Origin of the sequence: Companilactobacillus suantsaicola, assembly GCF_004745525.1 — a bacterium.
Lineage (GTDB): Bacteria > Bacillota > Bacilli > Lactobacillales > Lactobacillaceae > Companilactobacillus > Companilactobacillus suantsaicola.
Genome location: NZ_RKLY01000043.1, coordinates 1 through 17,010 on the forward strand (window position 1 = coordinate 1; position 17,010 = coordinate 17,010).

The following is a 17,010-nucleotide window of genomic DNA, read 5'->3' on the forward strand; positions in this document are numbered from 1 at the left end:
AACCCGTTTAGAAGAGAGGGTGAAACAGGGACGCCCAGCCTCCGAGGATTTACGGAATATTGGAGATTGACCACGAAGTGGGCAAGATTCAATATTTTGTAAACCGGAAGAGGTTGTCCCTGTGTAACCCGTTTAAGCAGCAGTCAGAACAGGTAAGGGTAGAAAGAACCCAATAACGGATTCAGATGAAATTCAGAACAAGGGTAAAAAGAGCGTTCAAGAAGAACTCCTCATAATACCCAAAGTATTAAAAAAGCTCCCGATCAGAGCAATCAAAAAAATATAAAACGCAAAAAACGCAACACAAACATCATCAAACAAGAGTTGGAGCGAACTCAAATTACGCTCAAGACAAAATGTCAAACAATAAAAAATATTTCACAAGAAAGAGTTGAATTAAGGTTCAGCTCTTTTTTTGTGAATCAAAAATGGTCTATGCTTGCTCTAAAAGAGGACTTTGTGAATAAATATTCACAGTAAAACTAACGAAAATAATCTGTGAAAGTTTTTGATGCAATTGATAAAGCGTGACACGTGTTGATATATCAACGTGAATACGTTTACATCATATTTTTGAACTAAAATGCTTGAAGAATGAATATACAGTGATAAGATAATACGTGAATTAGTTAACAAATATGTTTTTTAAACCTTGGAGGTAATCGGATGTTGAAAGGTTCCAAAGATACAAAGGTTTCTGCAAAGCCCGATGAAAAAGAAGACGTTAAACCTATGATCGACAAAATGGTTAATAAAGCTCAAAAAGCTTTGGAGATCATGGATGGTTTTACACAAGAAAAAGTTGATCACATCGTTCATCAAATGGCTATTGCTGGTTTAAATGCTAGTTTTGAATTAGCTAAATTGGCCTATGAAGAAACAGGCCGTGGTGTTTTAGAAGATAAAGTTATTAAAAATATGTACGCTACCGAAGAGATTTGGCACTCAATCAAACGTGACAAAACGGTTGGTATTATTGAAAACGACAAGGAACATCGTTTGATCAAAGTCGCTGAGCCACTTGGTGTTCTAGCTGGTGTTACTCCAGTTACTAACCCAACTTCAACGGCAATGTTTAAGTCATTGATTGCATTGAAGACTCGTAATCCAATTATTTTTGGTTTCCATCCTCAAGCTCAAAAATCATCAGTTGCTGCGGCAAAAGTGATGTTAAAAGCTGCTATTGCAGCCGGTGCTCCTGAAGGTGTCATTCAATGGATCGAAAAACCAAGTATCGAAGCTACTTCATACTTGATGAATAACGATGGCGTTGCCTCAGTTCTTGCTACTGGTGGTCCTGGTATGGTCAAAGCTGCTTACTCAACTGGTAAACCTGCTTTAGGTGTTGGTCCTGGTAATGGTCCCGCTTATATCGAAAAGACTGCTAACATCAAACGTGCTGTTAACGATATCGTATTATCAAAGACTTTTGATAATGGTATGGTTTGTGCTTCTGAAAACAGTGCGATTGTCGATGCCGACATTTACAGTGAAGTTAAATCATTGTTTGAAAAGAACAAGATTTTCTTCCTCAAAAAAGCTGATTATAAGAAATTAGCTGAAACAATGTTCAGACCGGAAGGCGGTGTTAAAGGTCCGATTGCTGGTAAGTCAGCCGTTGAAATTGCTAAGCTTGCTGGTATCAAAGTACCTGATGACACTAAGGTTTTAGGTGTTGAGTTGTCTAAGGTTGGTCCAAGTGAACCACTTTCAGCTGAAAAACTTTCACCTGTTTTGTCAGTTTATAAAGTTAGTGGTCACAAGGAAGGCTTTGAAAAAGCTGATGAATTGTTACACTTTGGTGGTCTTGGTCACACAGTTGGTATTCACACAATGGATGAAGATCTAGCTACTGAATTTGGTATCAAGATGAAAGCTAGTCGTGTACTAGTTAATACTCCTGCTGCTATCGGTGGTATTGGTAATCTTTATAACGAAATGATCCCATCATTAACTCTTGGTACTGGTTCATGGGGTAAGAATTCTATTTCTCACAACGTCTCGTCATTTGATTTATTGAATATTAAGACAATCGCAAAACGGAGAAATAACATGCAATGGATTAAACAACCTAGAGTTTACTTTGAAAAGACTTCAGTTCGCTACTTAGAGGACCTTGAAGGAATGAAGAGAGCCTTTATCGTTTGTGATCCAGTTATGGTTCAACTCGGCTTTGTTGATACAATTACTGATGAATTAAAACGTAGTAAAGTTCATGTTGAATATTCAATGTTCTCTGATGTCGACAATATCGTCACGACAGATGTTGTTCAACGTGGTGTGACACAAATGAATCTATTCAAGCCGGATACAATTATTGCCCTCGGTGGTGGTACAACAATGGATACTGCCAAGGATATGTGGTTGTTCTATGAACATCCAGATGTTGATTTGTTCGGTGCTAAGCAAGGCTTCATTGACATTAGAAAACGTGCTTACAAGTTCCCTAAGCCTGAAAAAGCTCAATTTGTAGCAATTCCAACAACTTATGGAACGGGTGCAGAAGTCACGCCATTCAGCTCAATCATTGATACTAAGACTGGTACAAAATACCCAATCGCTGACTATGCTTTGACTCCTGATGTTGCTATCATTGACTCACAATTTGTGGAAACAATGCCAAAAGACATCATTGCTGAATCCGGTATGGATGTTTTGAACAATGCTGTTGAATCATACGTAGCTAATATGGCTTCTGATTACACGAGACCATATGCTTTGCAAGCTATCAAATTAGTCTTTGATAATCTTGAAAAAGCTGCTGCTGGTGATAAGGATGCCCAAGCTGAAATGCACAACGCTTCAACTTTGGCTGGTATGTCATTTGGTAATGCCTTTGCCGGTGTTGCTCATTCAATCACTGATGTTTTAACAAATGCTTACGGTATCAGACATGGTCTAGCTTCAATCGTTGCTTTGCCACAAGTTATTAACTATAACTTCGAACAACCAACAAAGATTACCATGTGGCCTAAGTATGAAAGTTTCAGAGCTGATTCTGACTATGCTATGATTGCTAAGTACATTGGTTTGACTGGTAAAGATGACCGTGCTTTGAAGGACGCTTTGGTACAAAAGATTGTTGATCTAGCTCATAATCTTGGTATCAAGTTGAGTCTTAAAGATAACTACATTGATAAGAAGGACTTCGATCAGAAACTTGATTCATTATCTGAAGCAGCCTTCGGTGATCAATTCTCATTTACAAATCCTAAGGAACCTTTGATTTCTGAATTGAAACAAGTTCTTGAGAATATGTATGATGGTAAAGGAATTGAAAAATAATTAATATAAGATTTTTGATAGGCAAAAAATACTTTGCCTATCTTTTTTTATACAATTTTTGGGATGTAACGAAATTCAGAAGTTGGTTATACTTTTTTTGCATAGTGCAAGTAGTCTATTTGTGGGGAAATTGATTACCAGAATCAGTTTAGTTGATATTAACTGAACTAATTGATGGGGGTATCTTTGATGATTTCGTTAAAGAGAAGTATCAATTCGAAAATCAATAAAAGTAAAATCAATAAGGAACAGTGGAGTTGGATCATGTATGACTGGGCTAATTCTGCATACGGGATTATCGTTACGACGGCCGTTTTACCAGTTTATTTTAAATCTGTGGCCGCAAATAATGGTGTTTCAGCGGCCAGTTCGACGGCTTTTTGGGGTTACGCCAATAGTTTCAGTACATTATTGGTATCCTTATTGGCACCATTCTTAGGGGCCTTAGCCGATTATCCTAATTTTAAAAAGCGGTTATTAAGTTTATTTTGCTGGTTAGGAATTGTGATGACGGTTGGTTTAGCTTTTGTTCCTGCTGCTCAATGGCAATTGTTGTTACTCGTTTATATTTTTTCAGCGATTGGCTATTCAGTCAGTAATTTGTTCTATGACAGCTTCTTAACTGATGTTGCAAATGATTCACAAATGAATAAAATATCAACTCATGGGTATGCCTTCGGCTATCTCGGTGGAGTATTAGCTTTTATCTTGTTCTTGGTTTTGCAATTAACAAGTGGTTTTGGACAATTAGATGGAACCGGAATAGCACGTTGGAGTTTTATTATTGCTGCAGCTTGGTGGCTGTTTTTTTATCTGCCATTACAAAAAAATGTTACCCAAAAATATAGTGTTGAACCAACTAAAGCACCATTTAAAGGTAGTTTTAAAAGAGTTTTTCAAACAATTAAGCACATTAAACAATATAAACAAGTTGCTTGGTTCTTAGTGGCTTATTTCTTTTATATAGATGGTGTCGATACCATTTTTACGATGGCAACGGCAATTGGTTTAGATATTGGAATTAAAACGACTGAATTGATGATTGTTATGTTGGTCGTACAATTAATTGCGGTACCATTCTCGATTTTGTTTGGCTGGTTAGCCGATAAAACTTCAACTAGAAAAGGAATTTTGCTGGGTATCATCGTGTACTTATTGATCTGTGTTTATGCATTACGTTTGCAAACTAGTTTTGACTTCTGGGTTTTAGCCATTTTAGTAGGGACGAGTCAAGGTGGTTTGCAAGCTTTGAGTCGTTCATATTTCGGCCAGATCATTCCTAAAGAATCTGGTAGTGAATTTTATGGATTCTTAAATATTTTAGGTAAGTTTTCAGCCGTTATGGGTCCTTTTATCGTTGCAATCGTGACCCAAATGACTGGTAAATCAACTATCGGTGCAGCTTCATTGAGCGTCTTGTTCCTAGTTGGTTTAGTGATCTTTGCTATTTTGCCTAAATTGTCTAAAACAGAGAGTGGAGCAAGCCGGTTAGACTCAGACAGATAGCCTAATTTTACGAATTGCACGCCGATTTTGCGTGTGATTTGGAAAATGTAGCTATATGGCTGGGTCTGGCTTGTGTAACTCGTTTCAGTTAGAGGACGAAAAGATAAATAGCCCCAGGTAATCAAAACAATTACCTGAGGCTATTTTATTTAAGAAGAGAAAGCTGATTTTTGAAACGAGTTACACAAGAGCAACTCCCTCCGAGATAACAAAATTTCAGGAATCACTCGCAAAGTTCGACGAGTAATTCCTGAAATTACGTTATCCTCCGGGAGCTGACCGCTCTTGTTCTACTCTCTGATCCTATTTCCAACGATCAACTAAATGAACTGTTTCTTTAGTGTTATTCGTGAAGACACTGTCCATTTTTAAAGTATTGAGAGCTGTGTAATTATCATTATAGGTGTTGAGAATCCAAGCATTAGTTTTAAACCCATTCTTATGTGTTATTTTGACCAGTTTTGGTGTCCAATGTTCCAAACGAATTGAAATAAATTTAATGTAACGTGGGGCATTTTCAATCTCTTCTTTATATTGACGTTCGTTGAATGAATCCAGTAACCAAAGAATCGGCACAGTCTTTAAAGATTTGTGGAAAGCTTTAATACCAGGAATAGATTCATCTTGCATGATGATATTGTTAGTCATTTTATATTTCTTAACTTCCTTGGCCAAAGCTTTTTCAGTATCAGCGTTGTCGCCAGCATTCTTTTTAGTTTCTATTATATAGTGGACTTTTTTACCGTATCTTTTGAAGACATCTTTTAATTGATGCAATTTTTCGCCGTTATGAAGTTTTACCTTACTTAGTTGCTTAGAAGTGGATTTAGAAATAGTAACTTTTTTACCAGTAGTTTTCTTCAAATTATCGTCGTGTGAAACGTATAATTTATTATCTTTACTGAGCCAAACATCTTGTTCAATGTATTGTGAGCCATCTTTGATAGCACGATTGTAGCCACTAAACGAGTGATCTGGATAATTATAGGGACTTCCGCGGTGAGAAAAAATTAATGGTGAACTAGGCGAAGCGTGATTCACACTTTGAGTTACACTGGTTAAATTTTTTGCCTTTGGAGCAGCGGCGGCTTCAACTTTGATGATGGATGAAGGAATGAATAGTAGAATTGTCGCTAAAAGTATTAAGATATGTCGTTTCTTTAACATAGTTTCCCCCTCAATTGTTTAATTACATCATAGTGGAAAAACAAAAAAAGTGCCACCGTGATAAGCGATGGCACTGATCTAATGACGTAAATTGTGTTCGTGGTAATTAGTAAGCGTAAGCTGTTTAGTCTTTTCGCGCTCAATTTTGAGTTGCTTTTTGAGTTGACGATTTTTCCAGAAGCCGTGCAAACAAATGGCAGTTGGAATTGTGATCCAAGCTAAGGTTGCTGGAATCAGCCAAGGATTTTTCTCAATTACTTTGAAAGATTCTTCATCATACTTATGGATTTCTTCACAAATTTCCTTTGGTAACATAACAATCGCATCCTCTCTGTAATATCTAAATCATATAACATTATGGAAACGTTGTCATTAAATTGATGAGCTACTAAAACTAAAAAACGTTGTTTTTTTTGTTACAATGGTATACGTCATGAAAAAAAGAGAACGAGTAGTAAATAATTTTAGATTATTTCAATTACGAGAAATTGCGATTGCTTTAACCTTTATTGGTGGATTTATCGATGCCTATACCTTTGTTCAACGTGGTGGTGTTTTGGCTGCTGGTCAAACTGGTAATGTTATTTTCCTAAGTGTTGATGTGGCACAAAATAATTTGCCTGGAATTTTAACAAAATTCTTTACGATGATTTTTTTCTGTTTAGGTATCATTGCGGTTGAAGTAATGAAGCATAAAAATAATCGTAAACATTACTGGCGAGTGACTAGTTTATTGGCCGAGTTAATAGTTTGTATTATAGTAGGCTTTTTGCCAAAAACAATCTCAAACTTATTTGTTGCTCCGCCGTTAGCTTTTGTGATGGCTATGCAAAATGTTACTTTTGCCCAGATTGAAGGTCACGGCTATAATAACGTTTTTGCTACAGGAAATTTGAAAAATGCAGTTATTCAGAGTGCAGAATATTTCTATCATCATCGAAAAGGAGATATTGCAGCTGCTAAAATTTACTTTGGACTAGTATTTGGTTTTGCAATGGGTGCCGTTTCTTCAGCGTTGTTACAAAACTATTTTGGCCTCAGGACCATTTTTATAGCGGCAATTTTGATTTTTATAGTAGCCATCTATTATGTATTACTGCTGCGTCAAAGAGATGCTTAACTGCCAGAAGTAACTTTGATGCCAATGATACTGATTAGTAAAAGTGCAACGAAGACCCAAGTCAAAGGGGACAATTTATCTCCAAAAAGGATTACGCCAGCAATCACGGAACCGACAGCGCCGATACCGGTCCAAATAGGATAGGCCAAACTCATGGGCATTTTCTTAATGGCAATAGCTAAGAAAAACATGCTTAAACAGAGTCCAATGATTGTGTAGATGGTGTAACTGATTTTTGAGAAGCCGTGACTGAGTTTCATCGTAGTTGACCAAACAACTTCGAATAGTCCAGCGATTATTAAATAAATCCAATGCATATAAATTCCTCCAAAAAAAATAGCATCCCTATTAATTCCTTCTTAGGCCTAACAGAATTAATAAGCATGCTTAGAAAATGACACCCGGCGGTGTTTTGATAAAAAGCAGTTTAGCAAATGAGAGGGTAATTTGTCAAACATGATTCGAAAAATGAATTTAAAAGAAGTGGACCTTGTCGGCGATATTTGGTTGCAAGGAAATTTAGAGGCTCATGATTTTGTTGATCCACATTTTTGGATTAATAACCAAGAAGCAGTGAAACAACAATTTTTAAAAGCAGAAATTTATGTATACGCAAATCCAGACCCAGTTGGTTTTGTCGGGCTCCAGGGTGATTACATTGCGGGAATTTTCGTATTGAAGCATTATCAGGGTCGACACATTGGCCAACAATTATTGGATTATTTAAAAAAGCAGCATCAAAGACTTGAATTAGATGTTTATGAAAAAAATCAATCAGCACTTAGATTTTACTCGAGGAATGGTTTTACCAAATCAAAAACTGATTTTGATGAAAATGAGGAAAAAGAGTTTCATATGATCTGGAGGGAGATTAATAATGAAAGTATGGTGGATAATTAACGGTGTTTGGATGGTCTTATTTACCGTTACCGCAATCTTAATCGGAGTTAGACAAGTTGATGGGGATGGAATAGTTCAAACAATGCCTTTGAAGTATATGTCATGGACAGTTTTATTTGTCTTGTTTGTCTTTATTAGTTGTTGCCAATTGGTCACGTTGATGATGATCAAGAAGGCCATGGATTAGCTTTAGTATTACTCTAATAAAATGTAATTATTTCTAATAATGAGCTATAATAATATCAATCTCAATTTTTAAAAGGTGGTATTTTTATGGCAGATGTTGAAACTTATATTAAAGATTTAAAGAAAACTATTACGACTAGAGATCCCAATCAATCAGAATTTCAAGAAGCTGTATTTACAGTTCTAGATAGTTTAAAACCAGTTTTAAAAAAGCATCCAGAATACGTTGAAGCAAATATTTTGGGCTTGTTAGTTGAACCAGAACGTGTCATTCAATTCCGTGTTCCCTGGCAAGATGACGCCGGCAAATTTCACGTAAATCGTGGCTTTAGAGTTCAATTCAACTCTGCTATTGGACCTTACAAGGGTGGATTGAGACTTCATCCTAGTGTCAACTTGAGTATTGTTAAATTCTTAGGCTTTGAACAAATTCTTAAAAACAGTTTGACCGGACTACCAATCGGTGGTGGTAAAGGTGGATCTGATTTCGATCCTAAAGGTAAGTCGGATTCTGAGATCATGCGTTTTTGTCAAAGTTTTATGACTGAACTACAAAAATTCATTGGCCCAGATTTAGATGTGCCAGCTGGCGATATTGGTGTCGGCGGGCGTGAAATTGGTTATTTGTTTGGTCAATACAAACGTCTCAATGGCTTCCAAGGTGGCATTTTGACTGGTAAAGGCTTGCAATATGGTGGTTCTTTAGCTAGAACTGAAGCTACTGGTTTTGGTTTGATTTACTACTTGAATGCCTTGTTAAAAGATCAAGGTGATACATTAAAAGGTAAGACTGTTAAAATTTCTGGAGCCGGAAATGTTGCCATTTATGCTCTACAAAAAGCCCAAGAAAATGGTGCTAAAGTTGTGACAGTTTCTGATTCTAATGGTTACGTTTATGATTCTGAAGGGATTGATTTAGCAGTTGTTAAGCAAATCAAGGAAGTTGAACGTGGTCGTATCAAAGAATACGCTCAAAAAGTTAAGTCTGCTAAGTATTATGAAGGTTCAGTTTGGGACTTAGACATTGATTATGACATTGCCTTGCCATGTGCAACTCAAAATGAAATCAATAAGAAACAAGCTAAATTGATTGTTAAAGATGGCGTGAAATATTTGGCAGAAGGTGCCAATATGCCAAGTACCTCTAAAGCAATTGCTGTCTATAAGGAAAATAAAGTTATTTATGGACCAGCTAAAGCGGCCAATGCTGGTGGTGTTGCCGTTTCAGCACTTGAAATGAGTCAAAATAGCGAACGTCTTTCATGGAGCTTTGACGATGTTGATAGTCAATTAAAAGATATTATGGAAGATATTTATCAAAAATCTGCTGCTGCTGATAAGGAATATGATTTAGGTAAGGATTATCAAGCTGGAGCCAATATTGCTGGATTTGAAAAAGTTGCCAAAGCAATGTTAGCTCAAGGATTAGTTTAAAAGCGGCAAAAAAGAGCAATCGATTTCGATTGCTCTTTTTTTTATTCGGCAGGCACAATTGGATGTCTGCGGACAACAAATGTTAGTAAGTATGATATCGCTAGAATTACAGTTACAACTAAATACGGATAGTGGGTATTCCAATCCATCAAAGCTCCTGACATCAAAGGCCCGATGACATTTCCAACACTAGTTAGGGACATGTTCATTCCGTTGATCAGACCTTGATTAGATTTACTAGACTTGGTTAAAAGGGTTGTAATGGCAGGGCGTAATAGGTCAAACGATGAGAAAATTACTAAAGTTGCCACGATTACTTCAACGTGCGTATGAGCCTGGGTAATCCAGAAAACGCAGATGGCACTGAGTAAAAAGGCAATACTGATTAGACGCATCTCACCAATTTTTTCAATGATCCAATTAAAAGCGGCTACTTGAAGAATCAAGGAAATAATTCCATTTAAAGTCAATACTAGAGCGATTGTTCCTAAACCAAAATTGAAAACTTGATTGACATAAATACTATAGATACTTTCAAAGCCTTGCAGGCCAAAAGACGACACGAGAATCATTCCAAAAAGCATCACCATTGGCAAGGTTAGAATAGCACGAATAGTACCTTTTTCCTGAGCCTTTTTTTCAGCTTGTTGTTCTTCAAGTTCGAGAACTTCTTTGTCCTCTTTCAAGAAAATTTGGGTAAAGATACAACTAGTGATACTCAAGATACCAGCGACCCAAAAAGGTGTCTTGTAGGTAATATTTGCGAGCATTCCTCCAAGTCCAGGTCCAAGAATCAATCCTCCACTGAAGGCAGCTGACAACCAGCCGATTACTTTGGCCCGATCTTTTAAAGTCGTTAAATCCGATCCTAAGGCCATAGAAGTTGGGATAACCATAGCGGCTGACAAACCACCGATGATCCGTGAAATGTTGAAAATTGGTAGCGTAGTTGCGACGGCAAAGATGAATTCAGAAATCATATAGGTGAATAATCCGAAGACGATAACCGGTTTACGACCGAGTTTATCTGACATTTTCCCGACAATTGGTGAAGCCACAAACTGGGCGAAGGCAAATAGAGAAGTCATAACTCCCATTTGTGACGTTGTGAAGTGGTATTCATTTTTAATAAAAGGGGTAACTGGTATAACTAAACCAATCCCCAAACAGATTAAGAAGTTACTAAAAACTAAAATGTAAATCGATCTTTTATTTTTCCCCATATTTCCCTCCTCAGATATACATTTATTAAATAAGAAAATAAGAAAACCGATTTCTAAGCGGACTTAGATATCGGTTAGATGAACCTCGAATTTCATTATTGAAAAGCTTACTCCCATTTTATATGAAAGTCTAATAGTTTAAGCTAAGAAAAATATTAAATTTATATTACTGAATCGACTTTTGGCATATAAATATTTTTTAATTAGTGCCTAAAGATGGACAATCGGTATAATAGTGTCTATGATATAAATATGGCTGTAAATAAGGAGGTCATATTTTTGGATTTTCGAAGTGGCTTAAACAGTGATAAGCCTCAGATAATAAACTTACTAGTAGATTCATTTAAGGAGTACACGACAACTAAGAATATGTTTCAACCGCAATATCGTTCAAGCGCTAAGTTTGATAAATTGCTCAGAAAATATTTTGAACTGGAAGTCAACGTATTCATGAAAAAAGGTCTGGTCTATGTTGGAGCTGACGGAAAGGGCAAACCCAGAGCGGTAGCTTTAATTGAATTCTCTTCTGGTAAACAGATTAGTAATTGGGATTACTTGACGTTAGATGGCTTAAAGTTGATTCCTGAAATCATTAAAAGTGGATTCAATGGCTTCAATGCATTCGATATCTTTAAGTTTGAAGATCTCTTTGATTTAGTAAAAGGAAAAAAGAAGTGTGCGGTTGAATACTTGGCAGTCGATAAGAAATTACGTGGTCAAGGTATCGGCAGTAAGATGTTGAACAATCACATCACTCCTTACGTTAAAAAGATTGGTTATCGAAATATTATTTTGGAAACTAATACGCAAAAGAATGTTAAATTCTATAAGAAAAATCATTTCTCCGTTCGTTCAGTTAAACGAGTTAACTTGAGTCATGGGGATGTTAAGGATTGGGTCTTATCAAGACCAATCTAAAAATAAAAGCGGCACTCACATTGTGAGTGTCGCTTTTTTGTTAAAAACAACTAATTCCTACGCCAATAGAATAACAAATTATTTAATGGGTGGTCTTTTTATTAAGGAAACTTAATTTTTATTACGTTTAACTTAATTAATTCGGGAATTGTTGTGGTAAGCTTTAGCCAAAAGCATTGGAGGAGTAAGATGACAGATTTTAAAGGAAATTTTTCTGATACACAAGTTTTCTTTGATTTAGATAATTTAGGCAAAGTTATTTATCATTTTAAAAAACCAACAGATTTTCCTGATGAAGCCATTTTCTTGATCATGCAGGAACATCTATTGAGTGGTGTTAGTTTAGGCAGTGTTGATGGCCTTGATGCAGCGACCGGCTTTATCGAATTGGACGTACCAGAAAATATAATTGAAACAGATTTCTTCTATTTCTTAACCAAAAAATTGATCAGCGATGGTTACGAGTTGAGTGTGGATTATAATATGAAGATTTCCACTGAGTCGCAAGCTGTTTTTGAAAATTATTGGCAAGAAATCACACCTTTGTTAAGAGTATTAGGTTTAAAAATTCAAAATCGACCTAAAAGAGTTAAAGCACGTCATCGTTATTCAAAAGAATTGGCAGATATACCGTTCACAGTTGATTATTCAGGTAGCCAAGCGACTGTCTATTGGCAAAAGCGCAGTGAGTTAGTAGTCAAAAAGGGTGCGACGTTATTAGAAAACGCTCCGTTAACTAAGGCTGGTGTAATAGGTTTCGCCGGACGTTTTGGCTTGCGACTTCGCCAGGAACATGCCGGAGCCATCGATGATAATACTTTGATCAAGGACGTTACTTTGCAAAGTGTTAATGAAGTAGGAACTTTTCTTTACTTTGCCGGGACTAATAGCTGGTTACAATTGAAATCTCCCGAAGGCAAGACTTTGCATGAGTTGACAGTTGTAAAATAAACTTGGAATTTAACTACTTTTCGGTTATGAACGGGCAGCATAAACGTGAAATATAACGTAGTAATTTAAATAGCGCCGGGTAATCAAAGTGCGATTACCGGCGCTATTTGTCTAATGCTCGAATGACCCTATTATGTCCTGCTTTCTAGCTGAACAGGCTTGTTCCACTCTCTAGTTGAAACGAGTTACACAAGAGCAACTCCCTCCGAGATAACAAAATTTCAGGAATCACTCGCAAAGTGTGACGAGCAATTCCTGAAATTACGTTATCCTCCGGGAGCTGACCGCTCTTGTTCCACTCTCTGACTAAAACGAGTTACACAAGCCAGACTCAGCCATATAGCTACATTCCCCAAATCACACACAAGTTCGGTGTGCAATTCGTGGAATTAGGCTATCTGTCTGAGTCTAACCGGGCTTGTTCCACTCTCTAGATTGCACTAGGAATCTTTGGTCCGCAGTGTCCGTTGCAGGCACATTTTTGATCGTCAATCATTCTACAATGACAAATACCATCGGAACCGGCACATTTGCAGCCAGAGTGGCAAGTCATTCCTTGATGACAATATGGATTGTTATCAGCCATAATTAATCCCCCCTTGTATTTTTAGGATATCATATCTGCGAGGTTAATTGACAAGTGTGATTTCAATGCTAAAATTTTTATATTAATTTATTTTTAACTGCTAGTGATTCTAGTAGTTTTTTTTATAGGGGCAATTATGAAAAAAGTATCAGCGAAAACATTGATTTTTGGGGCTTTTTTGGAATCGGTGGGGTCGAGTTTTATTTGGCCAATCAACACGATTTTTATTCACGATTATTTGCATAAGTCATTGGCAGTTGCCGGAATGGTTTTATTTTTTAATTCCATTTTGACCTTTGCCGGAAATTTTATGGGTGGAAAACTATTTGATCGCTGGGGTGGTCATAAAACGGTTATCGTCAGCACAGCAATCGGTTTGTTGGCTTTAGTTGGCCTGATTTTTAATCATAGTTGGCCGGCGTATCCAATTTTGTTGCCGATTTTGGGCTTTGGTGTCGGGAGCGCATTTACGGTTATCAATTCGTTTGCGGCTCAGATTGATGAAGTTGACCGCTACAAACTTTTCAATGCTATTTATGTCGGGACTAATCTAGGTAATGCGATTGGTACGGCCTTGGGTGGTTATATTGCTGGTATTCAAATGACTTTGGTCTTTGTCGCCAATTTCTTCTTTTTGACGCTCTTTTTCTTGATTGCTATCTTTTGGTACAACAACCGGGAAGCGCCAAAAGCTAAATCCGAAAGAATTAAGGTAGAAAAAACGAAGTTACATCCTGGTGTTGGCTTAATGGCGCTCTTTCTAGGTGCTTCGTGGTTCTCCTATTCACAATGGAGTAGTAATATTTCGGCTCATCTGACGAACTTAGGAATTCCCGTCAGCAAATATAGTCTATTGTGGACAATCAATGCGGTGGTAATCGTAATCGTTCTGCCGGTTATCAATCGTTTAGTCGAGAATAAAGAATGGTTTAAGCGGATCCAAATTCCACTGGGAGTAATTTTGTTTATCGTCGCTTTTGCGGCAATTATTAATGCGAAAACCTATATTTACTTTGTGATTGGAATGGTCGTCTTAACTCTGGGGGAGACCTTAGTTTATCCTGGTATTCCGGCAATGGTCAGTGAGTCGACGCCAAAACAAGAAGCCGGTCGTTATCAAAGTTTACTCAGTATGTCATCGACTTTTGCGCGAGCAATTGGACCCTTACTTGGGGGATTAGTTGTTGAAAATAGTTCTTATAATTCACTCTATTTTGTGGCGATTTTTGTCTTAGTAGTTTCGCTATTTATTTTGCGAGTTGGACATCGGGAATTATTAAATGGACAAAAAAATACCTTCAAAGCGTGATTTCTCTGAAGGTATTAAGCAAATAAAAATTTATTTATTGATTCTTGTAGCAAAATCAGCGATGTATTCGGAGTTGTTCTTCAAATTCAAACCGCTGTTGATTGTGACGTCGCCTAACCAAACGTATTGGTCAGAAGCTACTTGACCCCAGTATGAGCCGTACTTGTTAACTACTAGTTTAGAAACTTTCCATGAAGTTCCGGCAGGTAGTGTTTGAACGTATTTGTTGTCGTTGTAGCTGTAAGTTTTAGTTGCAACGTTTGTTTTAGCAATTAGGCCATTACCGGGCATGGGGATTTTTGAAGTAGTGTTGTGGTTAGTATTGTTATTATTATTGTTAGTTGTGTTAGTTGTAGTGTTGTCATTGATTTTAACTGCTAGAGCGATGACGTATTGGTTAGTACCGACTTCGTAATAGTTGTTACCATCGATTGTCTTAGTAGAACCAAGTTTCCAAGCTGATCCAGCTGGAAGAACGGTTCCAATTGGATTGCCATCAGGATCAACTACTTTAGCGGCGTATGACAAAGTACCAGTTTTAACTGCAGGTGTAGTTGTTGTGCCTGTTTCTTTGACGGTCATATTTGTTGAAAGGGCATATTCATTTGTAGCAACTTCGTAGTATGTGTTGCCATCGATGTTGATAATTTGACCGAGTTGCCAATCAGTGTTTGCAGCAAGTGACAAATTTGCAAGTGACTTTCCGTTTCCGTCAACCAAATGTGTCAGAGTATTCGTGTGACCAACTAATTTAGTGGCAGCCTGTGAAGTTTGACTTGTTAATGAAAGAATTGTTGGTGCTAATAAAACTAAAGCCGATGTGATAAAAATATTTCTTTTTTTCACGTTTGTTTCCTCTTTTTTCGATGTGTTTTATGATGCACAACTATGATTATAGGTTACGAGAAAAATGTTGCAAGTGGATATATGAAAATAATTGTTAATTCATTTTTATTTTTAAAATAGTTTTGATTTTTGACCAACTATTTAGATTTTCTTAATGATTTTGATAACAATCAATTGTATAGATTAAATTAAATATAATTGTTTGATAAATAATTAATCTTATTTTTGATTTTATAATAGGGGATTTTTTTCATTTGGGGGGATTTTTATGAAAAAAGTAACGGCAAAAGTTTTAGTTTTGGGAGCGGTATTGTTATCAACCGGAGCCAGTTTTATGTGGCCAATCAATACCATCTTTATTCACACGTATTTGCACAAGTCTTTGACGGTAGCGGGAATTGTGCTGTTCTTTAATTCTTTATTTAGTTTTTTCGGCAATTATGTCGGTGGAAAAATGTTTGATCGGCTGGGTGGTCATAAAACCGCCATCATTAATGCACTGATTGCAATTTTTGCTTTGGTTGGTTTGATCTTCAATCATAGTTGGCCCGCTTTTCCAATACTCTTGCCGATACTAGGTTTCGGCGTTGGTGGTTCGTATACCGTTGTTAATTCATTCGTCGCGCACATTGAGGAAGCGGATCGATACAAAATTTTCAATAACATTTACGTGGGTAGTAAAATTGGCAGCATGATTGGTACGGCACTCTGTGGATTCGTTGTCAGCGTGAAAATCAGTTTAGTGTTTGTCGCCAACTGCATCTGCCTGTCGATTTTTTTGATTGTGGTTATCTTTTTGTACGGCAATCGTCCAGAATTTATCAAGAAGGTTGAACAAAAAGCACGGTTGTTCACACTCAAGTTGTATCCAGGAATCGGTTTAATCGCACTATTTCTAGGAATGACGTGGATAGTGAATTCCCAATGGGGCAGCAATATTTCTGCTCATTTGACGGATATTGGGATTCCAATCGGCAAGTATAGTTTCCTTTGGACGATGAACTCGTTGATTGTAATTGTCTTGATGCCACTGATCAATCATTTTGCTGAGAACCGTGATTGATTTAAGAAAATTCAGATTCCGGTAGGAGTTTTGTTCTTTATCACGGCACTAATATCGCTGATCAATGCCAAAGAGTACGCAGCTTATGCTATTGGGATGGTAATTTTGACTTTAGGTGAAATGTTGGTTAATCCGGCCATTCCAGCCTTAGTAAGTGAGACAACTCCCAGAAATGAATCCGGCTGTTATCAAAGTCTAGTCAGCATGACCGGCAACTTTGCCAAAGCTATCGGACCATTTTTAGGCGGTGTTCTGATCGAGAATAGCTCTTACAACGTCTTATTTTTGTCGGCAATTATGTTATTGATATTGTCATTGGGTATTTTTAGAGTTGCCCGTAAACGTTTGGTGGCAGAGAGAATATAGTGCCTTGTTTACAAGATATGTTGCTAAGAACTAAGAGTTCGGGACATAACTCCCGATTCTAAAAAAACACGATAGAAATTTCCATAAAATATGGAATTCCTATCGTGTTTTTTTGGTATTCAGTTGGATATGATAATAATCTTGCCAACT

At 37.0% G+C, this 17,010-nt stretch carries 16 protein-coding genes; 11 read left to right on the forward strand and 5 right to left on the reverse strand.

All coding sequences use genetic code 11. From position 1 onward, the window contains the following. The first annotated feature begins 666 nt into the window (after nt 1-666). Both adhE and EGT49_RS11655 read left to right on the forward strand, forming a co-directional pair. Entirely contained in the window at nt 667-3,285 is a 2,619-nt protein-coding gene (adhE, locus tag EGT49_RS11650; RefSeq protein WP_135374505.1) for a bifunctional acetaldehyde-CoA/alcohol dehydrogenase, read from the forward strand. A gap of 189 nt (nt 3,286-3,474) precedes the next feature. Beyond that, on the forward strand, nt 3,475-4,791 hold the full coding sequence (locus EGT49_RS11655) for an MFS transporter (protein ID WP_135374507.1): 1,317 nt from the start codon (nt 3,475-3,477) through the stop codon (nt 4,789-4,791). Nucleotides 4,792-5,094: 303 nt separating this feature from the next. Here EGT49_RS11655 and EGT49_RS11660 read toward each other — a convergent pair whose 3' ends face one another. Next, the gene (locus EGT49_RS11660) at nt 5,095-5,958 is read right to left on the reverse strand and encodes a glycerophosphodiester phosphodiesterase (RefSeq protein ID WP_135374509.1); all 864 of its coding nucleotides are present in this window, start codon (nt 5,956-5,958) and stop codon (nt 5,095-5,097) included. Between the two features lie 78 nt (nt 5,959-6,036). Beyond that, nucleotides 6,037-6,273 (reverse strand): transposase, encoded by a 237-nt coding sequence (locus EGT49_RS11665; protein WP_135374511.1) that lies wholly within the window; start codon nt 6,271-6,273, stop codon nt 6,037-6,039. Between the two features lie 118 nt (nt 6,274-6,391). Here EGT49_RS11665 and EGT49_RS11670 point away from each other — a divergent pair, with 118 nt between their 5' ends. Further along, the gene (locus tag EGT49_RS11670; RefSeq protein ID WP_135374513.1) at nt 6,392-7,078 is read left to right on the forward strand and encodes a YoaK family protein; all 687 of its coding nucleotides are present in this window, start codon (nt 6,392-6,394) and stop codon (nt 7,076-7,078) included. On the opposite strand, the gene EGT49_RS11675 is transcribed toward EGT49_RS11670, so the two are convergent. Then, the gene (locus tag EGT49_RS11675) at nt 7,075-7,395 is read right to left on the reverse strand and encodes a DMT family transporter (RefSeq protein WP_135374514.1); all 321 of its coding nucleotides are present in this window, start codon (nt 7,393-7,395) and stop codon (nt 7,075-7,077) included. The two genes, EGT49_RS11670 and EGT49_RS11675, sit on opposite strands and share 4 nt — an antisense overlap. Nucleotides 7,396-7,534: 139 nt before the next feature. On the opposite strand from EGT49_RS11675, the gene EGT49_RS11680 reads away from it, so the two are divergent. From EGT49_RS11680 to gdhA, 3 genes are all read left to right on the forward strand, one after another. After that, complete coding sequence (locus EGT49_RS11680) at nt 7,535-7,978, forward strand: GNAT family N-acetyltransferase (RefSeq protein WP_135374534.1); 444 nt, start codon at nt 7,535-7,537, stop codon at nt 7,976-7,978. Continuing rightward, nucleotides 7,956-8,165 carry a DUF3923 family protein gene (locus EGT49_RS11685; protein ID WP_135374516.1) on the forward strand — a complete coding sequence of 70 codons (210 nt, stop codon included), beginning with the start codon at nt 7,956-7,958 and terminating at the stop codon, nt 8,163-8,165. Before EGT49_RS11680 ends, EGT49_RS11685 begins: the two co-directional genes overlap by 23 nt. An 86-nt stretch (nt 8,166-8,251) precedes the next feature. After that, complete coding sequence (gene gdhA, locus EGT49_RS11690; RefSeq protein WP_135374518.1) at nt 8,252-9,598, forward strand: NADP-specific glutamate dehydrogenase; 1,347 nt, start codon at nt 8,252-8,254, stop codon at nt 9,596-9,598. 41 nt (nt 9,599-9,639) lie between these two features. Here gdhA and EGT49_RS11695 read toward each other — a convergent pair whose 3' ends face one another. Then, nucleotides 9,640-10,821: an MFS transporter gene (locus EGT49_RS11695; RefSeq protein WP_135374520.1), complete on the reverse strand. Its 1,182-nt coding sequence runs from the start codon at nt 10,819-10,821 to the stop codon at nt 9,640-9,642. A gap of 279 nt (nt 10,822-11,100) precedes the next feature. Here EGT49_RS11695 and EGT49_RS11700 point away from each other — a divergent pair, with 279 nt between their 5' ends. The 3 genes from EGT49_RS11700 (at nt 11,101) to EGT49_RS11710 (ending at nt 14,585) form a co-directional block, all read left to right on the forward strand. Beyond that, nucleotides 11,101-11,739 (forward strand): GNAT family N-acetyltransferase, encoded by a 639-nt coding sequence (locus EGT49_RS11700; RefSeq protein WP_167849839.1) that lies wholly within the window; start codon nt 11,101-11,103, stop codon nt 11,737-11,739. Between the two features lie 189 nt (nt 11,740-11,928). Continuing rightward, entirely contained in the window at nt 11,929-12,690 is a 762-nt protein-coding gene (locus EGT49_RS11705) for a hypothetical protein (RefSeq protein WP_135374524.1), read from the forward strand. 722 nt (nt 12,691-13,412) lie between these two features. Continuing rightward, nucleotides 13,413-14,585, forward strand: coding sequence for an MDR family MFS transporter (locus EGT49_RS11710; RefSeq protein WP_135374526.1), 1,173 nt, complete (start codon nt 13,413-13,415; stop codon nt 14,583-14,585). A gap of 30 nt (nt 14,586-14,615) precedes the next feature. Here the strand turns inward: EGT49_RS11710 and EGT49_RS11715 are convergent, their stop codons facing one another. Then, the gene (locus EGT49_RS11715; protein ID WP_135374528.1) at nt 14,616-15,431 is read right to left on the reverse strand and encodes an SLAP domain-containing protein; all 816 of its coding nucleotides are present in this window, start codon (nt 15,429-15,431) and stop codon (nt 14,616-14,618) included. A 268-nt stretch (nt 15,432-15,699) separates the two neighbouring features. On the opposite strand from EGT49_RS11715, the gene EGT49_RS11720 reads away from it, so the two are divergent. Both EGT49_RS11720 and EGT49_RS11725 read left to right on the forward strand, forming a co-directional pair. Then, nucleotides 15,700-16,494, forward strand: a complete 795-nt coding sequence (locus EGT49_RS11720; RefSeq protein WP_135374530.1) for an MFS transporter — start codon at nt 15,700-15,702, stop codon at nt 16,492-16,494. Nucleotides 16,495-16,524: 30 nt separating this feature from the next. Next, nucleotides 16,525-16,860, forward strand: a complete 336-nt coding sequence (locus EGT49_RS11725; protein ID WP_167849840.1) for an MFS transporter — start codon at nt 16,525-16,527, stop codon at nt 16,858-16,860. Nucleotides 16,861-17,010: the final 150 nt, after the last annotated feature.

What these genes read in the sequence shown, in the direction of transcription:
- EGT49_RS11675 (WP_135374514.1), bottom strand. Translation starts at nt 7,395, where the DNA reads ATGCATTGGATTTATTTAATAATCGCTGGACTATTCGAAGTTGTTTGG.
- EGT49_RS11720 (WP_135374530.1), top strand. Translation starts at nt 15,700, where the DNA reads ATGAAAAAAGTAACGGCAAAAGTTTTAGTTTTGGGAGCGGTATTGTTA.
- EGT49_RS11705 (WP_135374524.1), top strand. Translation starts at nt 11,929, where the DNA reads ATGACAGATTTTAAAGGAAATTTTTCTGATACACAAGTTTTCTTTGAT.
- EGT49_RS11660 (WP_135374509.1), bottom strand. Translation starts at nt 5,958, where the DNA reads ATGTTAAAGAAACGACATATCTTAATACTTTTAGCGACAATTCTACTA.
- EGT49_RS11680 (WP_135374534.1), top strand. Translation starts at nt 7,535, where the DNA reads ATGATTCGAAAAATGAATTTAAAAGAAGTGGACCTTGTCGGCGATATT.
- EGT49_RS11685 (WP_135374516.1), top strand. Translation starts at nt 7,956, where the DNA reads ATGAAAGTATGGTGGATAATTAACGGTGTTTGGATGGTCTTATTTACC.
- adhE (WP_135374505.1), top strand. Translation starts at nt 667, where the DNA reads ATGTTGAAAGGTTCCAAAGATACAAAGGTTTCTGCAAAGCCCGATGAA.
- EGT49_RS11695 (WP_135374520.1), bottom strand. Translation starts at nt 10,821, where the DNA reads ATGGGGAAAAATAAAAGATCGATTTACATTTTAGTTTTTAGTAACTTC.
- gdhA (WP_135374518.1), top strand. Translation starts at nt 8,252, where the DNA reads ATGGCAGATGTTGAAACTTATATTAAAGATTTAAAGAAAACTATTACG.
- EGT49_RS11665 (WP_135374511.1), bottom strand. Translation starts at nt 6,273, where the DNA reads ATGTTACCAAAGGAAATTTGTGAAGAAATCCATAAGTATGATGAAGAA.
- EGT49_RS11670 (WP_135374513.1), top strand. Translation starts at nt 6,392, where the DNA reads ATGAAAAAAAGAGAACGAGTAGTAAATAATTTTAGATTATTTCAATTA.
- EGT49_RS11710 (WP_135374526.1), top strand. Translation starts at nt 13,413, where the DNA reads ATGAAAAAAGTATCAGCGAAAACATTGATTTTTGGGGCTTTTTTGGAA.
- EGT49_RS11655 (WP_135374507.1), top strand. Translation starts at nt 3,475, where the DNA reads ATGATTTCGTTAAAGAGAAGTATCAATTCGAAAATCAATAAAAGTAAA.